Annotated in this window: 7 protein-coding genes and 1 pseudogene; 4 read left to right on the plus strand and 4 right to left on the minus strand. The window is 62.9% G+C overall.

The window, feature by feature from the left end; all coding sequences use genetic code 11:
* Positions 1-85 precede the first annotated feature (85 nt).
* The 3 genes and pseudogenes from AYR47_RS26535 to AYR47_RS26545 all read left to right on the plus strand — a co-directional run bounded on the left by AYR47_RS26535 (position 86) and on the right by AYR47_RS26545 (position 5,926).
* The gene (locus tag AYR47_RS26535; protein WP_061448971.1) at positions 86-3,307 is read left to right on the plus strand and encodes an efflux RND transporter permease subunit; all 3,222 of its coding nucleotides are present in this window, start codon (positions 86-88) and stop codon (positions 3,305-3,307) included.
* Positions 3,297-4,463: an efflux RND transporter periplasmic adaptor subunit gene (locus AYR47_RS26540; protein ID WP_061448972.1), complete on the plus strand. Its 1,167-nt coding sequence runs from the start codon at positions 3,297-3,299 to the stop codon at positions 4,461-4,463. The genes AYR47_RS26535 and AYR47_RS26540 overlap by 11 nt, the downstream gene beginning before the upstream one ends.
* Positions 4,447-5,926: pseudogene (locus AYR47_RS26545) on the plus strand (efflux transporter outer membrane subunit). Before AYR47_RS26540 ends, AYR47_RS26545 begins: the two are co-directional and overlap by 17 nt.
* On the opposite strand, the gene AYR47_RS26550 reads toward AYR47_RS26545, so the two are convergent.
* The 4 genes from AYR47_RS26550 to AYR47_RS26565 form a co-directional block, all read right to left on the minus strand.
* On the minus strand, positions 5,829-6,668 hold the full coding sequence (locus tag AYR47_RS26550) for a TIGR03915 family putative DNA repair protein (RefSeq protein ID WP_033903276.1): 840 nt from the start codon (positions 6,666-6,668) through the stop codon (positions 5,829-5,831). The pseudogene AYR47_RS26545 and the gene AYR47_RS26550 sit on opposite strands and share 98 nt — an antisense overlap.
* The gene (locus tag AYR47_RS26555; RefSeq protein WP_038847671.1) at positions 6,665-7,885 is read right to left on the minus strand and encodes a putative DNA modification/repair radical SAM protein; all 1,221 of its coding nucleotides are present in this window, start codon (positions 7,883-7,885) and stop codon (positions 6,665-6,667) included. The genes AYR47_RS26550 and AYR47_RS26555 overlap by 4 nt, the downstream gene beginning before the upstream one ends.
* Before the next feature lie 107 nt (positions 7,886-7,992).
* Complete coding sequence (locus tag AYR47_RS26560; RefSeq protein ID WP_016974872.1) at positions 7,993-9,330, minus strand: lysine N(6)-hydroxylase/L-ornithine N(5)-oxygenase family protein; 1,338 nt, start codon at positions 9,328-9,330, stop codon at positions 7,993-7,995.
* A 119-nt stretch (positions 9,331-9,449) separates the two neighbouring features.
* Positions 9,450-9,932, minus strand: coding sequence for a sigma-70 family RNA polymerase sigma factor (locus tag AYR47_RS26565; protein WP_033903279.1), 483 nt, complete (start codon positions 9,930-9,932; stop codon positions 9,450-9,452).
* 255 nt (positions 9,933-10,187) lie between these two features.
* Between AYR47_RS26565 and AYR47_RS26570 the strand changes: the two genes are divergently transcribed.
* Positions 10,188-11,357: an efflux RND transporter periplasmic adaptor subunit gene (locus AYR47_RS26570; protein WP_033903280.1), complete on the plus strand. Its 1,170-nt coding sequence runs from the start codon at positions 10,188-10,190 to the stop codon at positions 11,355-11,357.

Raw genomic sequence — 11,357 nt, forward strand, 5'->3', positions numbered from 1 at the left:
CTTCACCTGGCTGAAAGGTGCGTGTTAGGTGGGTCGGGCAAGACTGCCGGGGTTTGCAATCCTGCTCCCTCCGGAGGTTTCACGCATGCTCGGGCTGGTAAAGACCGCACTGCAAAAGCCGTACACGTTTATCGTGTTGGCCATATTCATCTGCATCATCGGGCCGATGGCGGCCCTGCGTACCCCCACTGACGTTTTCCCGGACATCGGCATCCCCGTGGTTGCCGTGGTCTGGCAGTACAACGGCCTGTCGCCGGACGCCATGGCCGGTCGGGTGATCTACACCTATGAACGCTCCCTGAGCACCACCGTCAACGACATCGAGCATATCGAATCGCAATCCCTGCCCGGCATGGGCATCGTCAAGATCTTCTTCCAACCCGGCGTGGATATCCGCACCGCCAACGCCCAGGTGACAGCGGTGTCACAAACCGTGCTCAAGCAGATGCCGCCGGGCATCACGCCGCCGCTGATCCTCAACTACAGCGCCTCCACGGTGCCGATTTTGCAGATGGCGTTCTCCAGCCCCAGCCTCTCGGAAGCCAAGATCCGCGACTTGGTGCAGAACAACATCCGCCTGCCCCTGAGCGCCCTGCCCGGATTGGCCATGCCGACGCCAATGGGCGGCAAGCAGCGCCAGATCACGCTGGACCTCGACCCACAGGCGCTGGCCGCCAAAGGCTTGTCGGCCCAGGACGTGGGGAACGCCTTGGCCCTGCAGAACCAGATCATCCCGGTGGGCACCGCCAAACTCGGCCCCAACGAATACACGATCCTGCTCAACAACAGCCCCAAGGCCATCGATGAGCTGAATGACCTGCCGATCAAGACCGTCGATGGCGCCTTGATCACCATCGGCCAAGTCGCCCACGTGCGCGACGGCTCGCCGCCGCAGACCAATATCGTGCGCGTCGACGGCCACCGTGCGGTCCTCATGCCAGCGCTGAAAAACGGCAGCATCTCCACCCTGTCGATCATCGACGGCATCCGCCAGATGCTGCCGCGCATCAACGAAACCCTGCCGCCGTCGCTGAAGACCTCGCTGCTGGGGGACGCCTCGGTGTTCGTCAAACAGTCGGTGGGCAGCGTGGCCCAGGAAGGCATCATTGCCGCGCTGCTGACCAGTGCGATGATCCTGCTGTTCCTCGGCAGTTGGCGTTCCACGATCATTATTGCCGCCTCGATTCCCCTGGCCGTGCTGTCGGCGATTGCACTGCTGGCGGTCAGCGGGCAAACCCTCAACGTGATGACCCTCGGCGGGCTGGCGTTGGCGGTGGGAATCCTGGTGGACGACGCCACGGTGACCATCGAAAACATCAACTGGCACCTGGAACAAGGCAAGGCGGTGAAGACCGCAATCCTCGACGGCGCCGCACAGATCGTCGGCCCGGCGTTCGTCTCGCTGCTGTGTATCTGCATCGTGTTCGTGCCGATGTTTTTGCTGCAAGGCATCGCCGGTTACCTGTTCCGGCCGATGGCCCTGGCGGTGATCTTTGCCATGGCCAGCTCGTTCATTCTTTCGCGTACGCTGGTGCCGACCCTGGCGATGTTCCTGCTCAAGCCGCACACGCCGGAGCCAGGCGCCGGGCATCATCCGGAAGATGCATTCATCAACCATCACGAGGGCGAGCAGCACAAGAAACCACGCAATCGCGTGCTGCAATCGGTGCTGAATTTCCAGCAGGGCTTTGAACGGCACTTCTCGAACATCCGTGACACCTACCATGGTCTGCTGACCTTGGCCTTGGGTAATCGCAAGGGCTTTATCGTCGGTTTCCTGGCTTGCGTGCTGGCGTCGTTCCTGTTGCTGCCGAGCCTCGGCCAGGACTTCTTCCCGGCCACCGACGCGGGCGCATTGGCCCTGCACGTGCGCCTGCCACTGGGCACGCGCATCGAAGAAAGCGCCGCCGCCTTCGACCGTATCGAAGCGCGGATTCGCGAGGTGATTCCCGCCGAAGAACTCGACACCATCGTCGACAACATTGGCATCCCGCTGAGCGGCATCGACATGGCCTACAGCAGCAGCGGCACCATCGGCCCGCAGGACGGCGACATCCAGGTCACCCTGAAAAAAGACCACGCGCCCACCGCCGATTACGTGAAGAAACTGCGCGAAACCCTGCCGGAAAGTTTCCCCGGCAGCCACTTCGCATTCCTGCCAGCCGACATCAGCAGCCAGATCCTCAACTTCGGCGCCCCGGCCCCGCTGGACGTGAAAATCTCCGGGCGCAGCGATGAAGAAAACCGCGCCTATGCGGTGGAACTGGAGCGGCGCCTGCAACACGTACCCGGCATCGCTGACCTGCGCATCCAGCAGTCCACCGGCTACCCGTCCTTGCAGGTCAACGTCGACCGCCTGCGCGCCAACGGCCTGGGCATTACCGAACGTGACGTGACCAACAGCATGGTCGCCTCCCTCGCCGGCAGTTCCCAAGTGGCACCGACCTTCTGGCTCAACCCCGCCAACGGCGTGTCCTACTCGATCGTCGCCGCCACCCCGCAATATCGCCTCGACAGCCTGCCTTCGCTGGAAGCGCTGCCGGTGACCGGCGCCGATGGCAAGTCGCAGATCCTTGGCGGCGTGGCCACCATCTCCCGTGTGCAAAGCCCGGCGGTGGTGACCCATTACAACATCGAACCGACCCTGGACCTGTACGCCAACGTGCAAGGTCGCGACCTCGGCGGCGTGGCCCGCGATGTGCAGAAAGTGCTGGATGACACCGCGTCCATGCGCCCCAAAGGCGCGGTGATCAGCCTGCACGGGCAAATCGATGCGTTGCACGAAGCCTTCAGCGGCTTGAGCTTTGGCTTGCTTGGCGCGGTGGTGCTGATCTACCTGCTGATCGTGGTCAACTTCCAGTCGTGGGTCGATCCGTTCGTGATCATCACCGCCTTGCCGGCCGCACTGGCGGGGATCGTGTGGATGCTGTTCCTCAGCGGCACCTCGTTGTCGGTGCCCGCCTTGACCGGCGCGATCCTGTGCATGGGCGTAGCCACCGCCAACTCGATCCTGGTGGTGAGCTTCTGCCGTGAACGCCTGGCCGAACATGGCGATGCGCTCAAGGCCGCGCTGGAAGCCGGTTACACGCGCTTTCGCCCGGTGTGCATGACCGCCCTGGCGATGATCATCGGCATGTTGCCCCTGGCGATTTCCGAGGAGCAAAACGCCCCGCTCGGCCGGGCGGTGATCGGTGGCCTGATCCTCGCCACCACCGCCACTCTGTTATTTGTCCCCGTGGTCTTTAGCCTGGTCCACGGCCGTCACCCTACTCGCGCCACTGCTGGAGAAACGTCTCATGTCGTCTGATCACAAACCCTCGCGCAAGCGTCTGATGCTCATGGGTGTCGGCGGCCTGACCCTGGCCGCCCTGTTGGTCGCCAACGGCCTGCACGCCCGCACGCTGCACGAACAATCGGTCACGGCCTGGACCGAAACCGCCGCCGTCCCGCAGGTGATGGTGTTCCAACCGCAGCAGAATGCCGCCGGCGACACCCTGCGCTTGCCGGCGCACCTGGAAGCCTGGAGCAAGGCGCCGATTCACGCCCGCGTCAGCGGCTACTTGAAAGACTGGAAAGCCGACATCGGCACCCAGGTCAAAGCCGGGCAAATCCTTGCCGAGATCGACAGCCCCGACCTGGACCAGCAACTGGTGCAAACCCATGCACGGCTGATACAGGAACAGGCCAACGCACGCCTGGCCGAAACCACCGCGACGCGCTGGCAAAACCTGCTCGCCAGCCATTCGGTTTCGCGCCAGGAGGCCGATGAAAAAACCTCCAACGCCGCCGCCGCAAAAGCCAACGCCGAAGCCGCCGCTGCCGACTATGCGCGGCTGTCCGCATTGGAAAGCTACAAGACGATCCGCGCGCCGTTCGCCGGCACCATCACCGCACGCAACACCGATATCGGCCAATTGATCAAGGCCGACACCGACAGCGATCCCGAGCTGTTCAACATCGCCGACACCCATCAATTGCGCCTGTATGTGCCCGTGCCGCAGAACTACGCGGCGGTCATCCACCCCGGCCTTGAAGCCGAGCTGACTGTGCCCGAGCACCCCGGTGAGCACTTCAAGGCGCGCCTGATCGGTGATTCCACCGCCATCGACCGCCGCTCCGGCACCCTGCTTGCGCAGTTCGTGGCAGACAACCCTAATGGCGAATTGCTCCCCGGTGACTACGCCGAAGCCACCTTGCCGATTCCGGCGGATACCCACGGCGTGAGCATTCCGGCCAGCGCGTTGATCTTCCGTGCCCAAGGCACACAGGTGGCGGTGCTGGATGCGCAGAATCACGTACACCTGCAGGACATTCACATCGGCCTGGACCTGGGCGAACGCCTGGTCATCGACCAAGGCCTGAAACCCGCCGACCGCGTCGTCGACAACCCGCCGGACGCCCTGCGTGAAGGCGACCCAGTGCAACTAGCCGCCGCCGGAGGTGCGCATGCGCCTAAGGCTTAAACCCCTGGCAGCGCTGATGCTGCTGGCGTTGCAGGGCTGCTCGATGGCGCCGACCTACAAGGTGCCTACTGTTGACCTGCCGGCCGGCTACCGCGAACAGACCAGCGAGGGTCCCTGGCACAGCGCGCAACCGTCCGATCAATTGGCCCCCGAATGGTGGACGCTCTACCAGGATTCGCGCCTGAACGACCTGCAACAGCAACTGCTCAAGGCCAACCCCGACTTGGCGGCGGCACTCGCGCACTTCGATGCGTCCCAGGCCTATGCCAGCCAATTGCATGCGGGGTTGTTCCCGCAGATCACCGCCAGCGCGCAGCCATTGCGCCAGCGGCAATCGGACTCGCGGCCGCTGCGAGGGGATACGCAGCCATCGGTGTACAACAGCAACACCGCAGGGTTTTCACTGAGCTACGACCTGGACCTGTGGGGCAAAATCCGCAACCAGGTGGCGGCCGGAGATGCACAGGCACAGGCGTCCGGCGATGATTTGGCGGTGGCGCGCTTGAGCCTGCAACATCAGTTGGCGACCTTGTACGTGCAGCTCAACGGGCTGGATGCCCAGGCGCGGATTCTCAAGAGTTCGCTGGATGATTTCAGCCAGGCATTGCAACTGACTCGCAGCCGATATGAAGGCCAGATTGCGTCGGAGCTCGACCTGACGCGCGCACAGAATCAGTTGGCCGAAGCCAAGGCGCAATGGGATGAAGTACAGGGCCAACGCAACCTCACCGAACATGCGATAGGCGAATTGGTGGGCGTGGCCGCCAGTAATTTCAGTTTGTCGCCAAGCGAGAGGTTGATCGCGCTGCCGGGGATTCCTTCGCAGCTACCGAGCCACCTGCTGCAACGTCGGCCGGATATCGCGGCGGCGGAACGCCGGGTGTTTGCAGCCAATGCCAATATCGGCGTAGCCAAGGCCGCGTGGTACCCGGACTTCAGCCTGACCGGGCTGATCGGTGGGCAGACGCAAGGCGTCGGCAACCTGCTGTCGGCGGGCAATCGCTATTGGGCGCTGGGGCCCACTGGTGAACTTGCCGATCTTTGATGGCGGCCGCTTGAGCGCCAATGAACGCCAAGCCAAAGCCGAGTTTGAAGAAGCCTCGGCGCAATACCGCAGCCATGTCTTGAAAGCGGTGCGCGAAGTCGAGGACAACCTGGCGCAGCTACGAGACCTGCAACAGGAAGCCCAGGATGAGCAGGCGGCGGCGGATGCGGCGCAACACACACAAACGCTGGCGATGAACAGCTACGAGGCCGGCGCGGTAAGCTACCTGGACGTGGTCACCGCACAGACGGCAGCCTTGCAGGCACAACGCACGTTGCAGGCGGTACAGACCCGTCAGTTGCAGGCGAGCGTGGGGTTGGTCACCGCGCTCGGTGGGGGTTGGCAATCTGGCGACCCGGTTTTGCACCAATCAACTTTGCCTGCCCGTCCTTCTGCTTCCCCGTCCGCGCCTCGGTGATCAAACCCGGAATCAACTTGCCCTCGGGCAGGTTTTTCCAGAACCGGCTCGGCAGATGCCCTTCCATCACCTTGGGGTTCAAGCGCGCCGGGTTGAAGATGTGGCTGTAATAGGTCAGCCACATCGCACTGTGGGGGTCCTCGACATTCTGTGCCAGCTGGCGCCAAGCCTCGGGGCACTCGCGCTGATGAACAAGCTGCTCGCCGTCGTAATACACCCCATCCAACGGCGTGGCGATCATCCAGCGATGACGCCCCATCCGTCCTACAAAATGCTGACTGGCGGACTTCAGGATGTCGTGGGCCGGCTCATGCCAGGCCACATATTCCGGCAACTCCAGCCCCGCCCCGGCCGGTAGCGCGACAAATCGCACAAACGCATGCAGATGGTGCGCCTCGCGACTGACCTGCTTGATCCGCCGCTGCAACTCACTGCCCAGCTTGTCCCCCGCCAGCATCGCCGTGCGGTCACCATGACTGACGCGCCACAACACTTCATACAACAGGCTCCAGCGCTGGTCCCCGTGGTAGCAGGCCGCCGACTCCAGCAATTCCAGCAGGGCCTTGGGCACCCGCGTCTGGTAAGGCCCCAAGCCTTCGGGAATCGGTTCGTCGGTGGCAAACAGGTCCGCCACCTCAGCCTCGCCCCAGCTCACCTGGCTGGGGTCGACCTGATGACTCAGCAGCCAGCGCGCCTGCTCGCGCCAGGTGCTGAACAGGTTGTTGCACTCCAGGCTGATCATCCCCACAAGCCCATTTGCTGCGGCTGCGGACGGTCGCGCAATTGCTCGCGCAGCAACACGCTGGTGCTGTCAGCCTGTTGCGGATGGTAGTCGCTGGTGATGAAAAACGGCTTGGCCTTGGCCAGCACACACCGCATGCGCGCCAGGTCTTCGAAGCGGATCTTGCGCTCGCGGCGCAGGTCCACCAGGCGCTGGGTAGTGCGCAGGCCAATGCCTGGGATACGCGCGATCAAGGTCGGTTCGGCGCGGTTCAGGTCCAGGGGGAACACCTCACGGTTTTCCAGGGCCCAGGCCAGCTTGGGGTCGATATCCAGGGCCAGGTGGCCGGGGCCTTGGAAAAGCTCGTTGGCGCTGAAGCCATAACTGCGCAACAGGAAGTCCGCCTGGTACAAGCGGTGCTCGCGCATCAAGGGCGGTGCTGCCAAAGGCACGCTTTTCGGACTGTTGGGAATGGGGCTGAACGCCGAGTAATACACGCGGCGCAGCTTGAAATTACCGTACAACGCCTCGGCGCCGTGGAGGATGGTGCTGTCATCGGTGTCGTCGGCGCCGACGATCAGTTGCGTGCTCTGCCCGGCCGGGGCAAAACGCGGCGCGCGCGGTTCGTTGCGGACCGTCTGCTCGCCGGTGTAGATGGTCTGCATGGCCTGCTTGATCGACACGATCTTTTTTTCCGGCGCCAGGGTCTGCAGGCTGGCCTCGGTGGGCAATTCGATGTTCACGCTCAGGCGATCGGCATACTTCCCGGCTTCGGCGATCAGCGCCGGGTCGGCGTCAGGAATGGTCTTGAGATGGATATAGCCGCGAAAGTCATGCTCTTCGCGCAGCAATTTGGCGACCCGCACCAACTGCTCCATGGTGTAGTCGGACGAACGGATGATGCCGGAACTGAGAAACAGCCCGCTGACGCAATTGCGCCGGTAGAAGTCCAGGGTCAGGGTAACCACCTCCTCCGGGCTGAAACGCGCGCGGGGCACGTCGCTGGAGCGGCGGTTGACGCAGTACTGGCAGTCGTAAAGACAGAAGTTGGTGAGCAACACCTTGAGCAGCGACACACAACGCCCGTCCGGCGTGTAGCTATGGCAAATACCCATGCCATCGGTGGAACCCAGCCCCGCCTTGCCCTCGGAGCTGCGCTTGGGCGCGCCACTGCTGGCGCACGAAGCATCGTACTTGGCGGCGTCGGCGAGAATGCTGAGTTTTTCGATCAACTGCATGGAGGGTTACCGATACTGGTTTTTTGTACAGTATCAGGGGAAAGCTGCAGGCTGCAAGCTTGGAGCTTGCAGCTAGACTCTTGCAGCTAGACTCTTGCAGCTGGAACTCAGCTTGCCGTGGCGAGCAACAGGTCCTGCACCGAGCGCCCCTTGCCGCGCCCACGGTCCAGCGCATACAGCGACGCCGCAATCTCATCCGCACGAATCGGCAATACCGACAGCAAAGTATCGCTCAAGCCGTGGCTGGCCTGGCTGAAGCCTTGGATGTAGATACCGGCGTTGCAACGCTCATCAGTGACGATGCGGTAGTCACGCGCCACCTCGAAGTCACCCAGGTAGTCTTCCAGCGGCGCGAGCAAGGCGCGGTGCGTCTGGCGCTCGTAGCCGGTGGCCAGGATCACCGCGTCGTAGTGATTGATGCTGGTGTCGCCGTTGGCGTTGTTGCGCAGCACCAGTTCGATGCCCAGCGGGCCTGGGGTGGCCTTCTCGACCACGGTCATGGTGCGGAACGCCTGGCGCGCGATGCCGGAGACTTTCTGGCGGTAGAAGATGCCGTAGATACGCTCGATCAGGTCCAGGTCCACCACCGAATAGTTGGTGTTCTGGTATTCGGCGACCAAACGCTCACGCTCGGCGCCCTCCTGCTGGAACACCAGGTCGGTGAAGGCCGGCGAGAACACTTCGTTGACGAACGGGCTGTCGTCGGCGGGCTTGAGCGCCGAACCGCGCAGGATCATGTCGACCTGCACCGACGGGAAACTGTCATTCAAGTCGATGAAGGCTTCTGCCGCGCTCTGGCCACCGCCGATGATGGCGATGCGCATGGCCTTGCCCTCGACACACGGCTGACTGGCCATGCGCTCCAGGTATTGGGAATGGTGGAACACCCGGCTGTCGCCCTTCAGCGCCTTGAACGCTTCAGGAATACGCGGCGTGCCGCCGGCGCTGACCACCACCGAACGGGTGGTGCGCACATGTTGCTCACCCAGCGCATCGCGGGAAATCACGCGCAGCGCTTCAACCTGCTGCTGGTGCAGGATCGGCTCGATGGCCAGCACTTCCTCGCCATAGCGCGCCTGGGCCTGGAACTGCCCGGCGACCCAGCGCAGGTAGTCGTTGTACTCCATGCGGCACGGGTAGAAGGTGCCCAGGTTGATGAAGTCCACCAGGCGGTCGTGGGCTTTCAGGTAGTTGACGAAGGAATACGGGCTGGTGGGGTTGCGCAGGGTCACCAGGTCCTTGAGGAACGAGATCTGCAGTTCGCTCTGGGTCACCAGGGTATTGCCGTGCCAGCGGTAGTCAGCCTGTTTGTCGAGAAACAGCACGTCCAGTTTGCCCTGGGCCTTTTCGCGCTCCTGCAGGGCGATGGCCAGCGCCAGGTTCGAAGGGCCGAAACCGATACCGATCAGGTCGTGAACCGCGGGCGAAGCAATTGCCTGTGTCATTCCAGTGTCCTCTGGATAAGCCCCTTGGCGGTGGGGCGGAAATACCTTCAAGACCTGAACAACAGGCCGTGTGTTGATAGGAAACGAGGACAGTGAAATAAAATTTAACTGATCATTGATCAGTGCGCTTCCCACTCGCGCATCCGCACCCGGCAGTGCTTCATGGCGTTGACGATGTGTTTTTCCACCAGGGCGCGGGAAATGCACAGGCGTTCGGCGATCTGCAGGTGGGTCAGGCCTTCGAGCTTGCGCAGCAGGAAGCTGTCGCGACAGGCCGCCGGCAGCTCGGCCAGGGCGCGTTCGAGCAGTTCCAGGCGCTGGCCGTGGTCGTGACTGGTATGGGGCGAACTGCTGGCGAAGCACTCTTGCGCATCCAGCACGTCCAGGGGTTCGACCTGGCGCAAGGCGTTGCGCCGATGGCCGTCGATCACCAGGTTGAGCGCGGTGCGGTACAAAAAGGCACGGGGTTGTTCGATCGGCGTGTCGCTGGAACGCTCCAGCACCCGGACATAAGCGTCATGCACCACATCTTCGGCCACCTGACGGTTGCCCAGCTTGGCGTTGAGGAAACACACCAGCTCGCGATAGTAGTTTTCCAACATGACTCCCGACCGCCGGGTGGCGGCATTAGGTCCTTGGGTGCAAATAAAGACAGCCTTCAGGTGATGGCAGTTTGAGTGCGTGCAATTTATAGTAATTCTCATCTACTTTTAAAGCAGACTTGCATCAACGGACGATTTTTTTCTTCAAAGGAGCTGTAACTGCTTATGTAACTGCCTAAATCCCCGCGCAATTCCCTCGTTTACTTGTCAGCTCCCCGCAACTGCGGTCCGAACTTTCCTGGCTGGAACCAAAGCATGAAACGCCCTCGACCTGCCCGACGCGCCTTGCTTGTTATCGCGTGCCTGATCCCCATTATCGCTGTCGCGGCCTGGCAAGTGCTGCCGCCGGGGCGTGACACCCTCACCACCGTCACCGTCACCCGCGGCAGTATCGAAAACAGCGTGACCGCCCTGGGCACCCTGCAGCCGCGCCGTTACGTGGACGTGGGCGCCCAGGCCTCCGGACAGATCCGCAAGATCCACGTCGAGGCCGGCGACCAGGTCGAGGAAGGCCAGTTGCTGGTGGAGATCGACCCTTCCACGCAAAAAGCCAAGCTGGACGCCAGCCGCTACGCCATCGAAAACCTCAAGGCCCAATTGCAGGAGCAAAAGGCCCAGCACGAATTGGCACGCCAGAAGCACCAGCGCCAGCAACGCCTGGCCGCCGGCAACGCCACCCGTGAAGAAGACGTGCAAACCGCCAAGGCCGAACTGAGCGCCACCCAGGCGCGGGTCGACATGTTCCAGGCGCAGATTCAGCAAGCCCAGGCCAGCCTGCGCAGTGACGAAGCGGAATTGGGCTACACACGCATCTACGCGCCCATGGCCGGCACCGTGGTGGCGGTAGACGCGCGGGTCGGCCAGACCCTCAACGCCCAACAGCAGACGCCGTTGATCCTGCGCATCGCCAAGTTGTCGCCGATGACCGTGTGGGCGGAAGTCTCGGAAGCCGATATCGGCCACGTCAAACCGGGCATGACCGCCTATTTCACTACCCTGAGCGGCGGTAACCGGCGCTGGACCAGCACCGTGCGCCAGATCCTGCCGATCCCGCCCAAGCCGTTGAATGAAACCCAGGGCAGCGGCAGCCCCAACAGCACCAGCAAAAGCGGCAGCGGCCGCGTGGTGCTGTACACCGTGCTGCTGGACGTGGACAACAGCGACAACGCGCTGATGGCGGAAATGACCACCCAGGTATTTTTCGTCGCCAGCCAGGTCAAGGACGCCCTCACCGCGCCGGTCGCCGCGTTATCGGGCACGGCCAATGCCAACCGGCAGATCGCCCAGGTCGTGGGCAAGAATGGCCGCATCGAACAACGCCAGGTGCAGGTGGGCATCAGCGACCGCCTGCGCGTCCAGGTGCTCGACGGCTTGAGCGAAGGCGATCAACTGCTGATCGGCCCGGCCGACGGCAACGGGGGTTGA

Origin of the sequence: Pseudomonas azotoformans, assembly GCF_001579805.1 — a bacterium.
Classification (GTDB): Bacteria; Pseudomonadota; Gammaproteobacteria; order Pseudomonadales; family Pseudomonadaceae; genus Aquipseudomonas; species Aquipseudomonas azotoformans_A.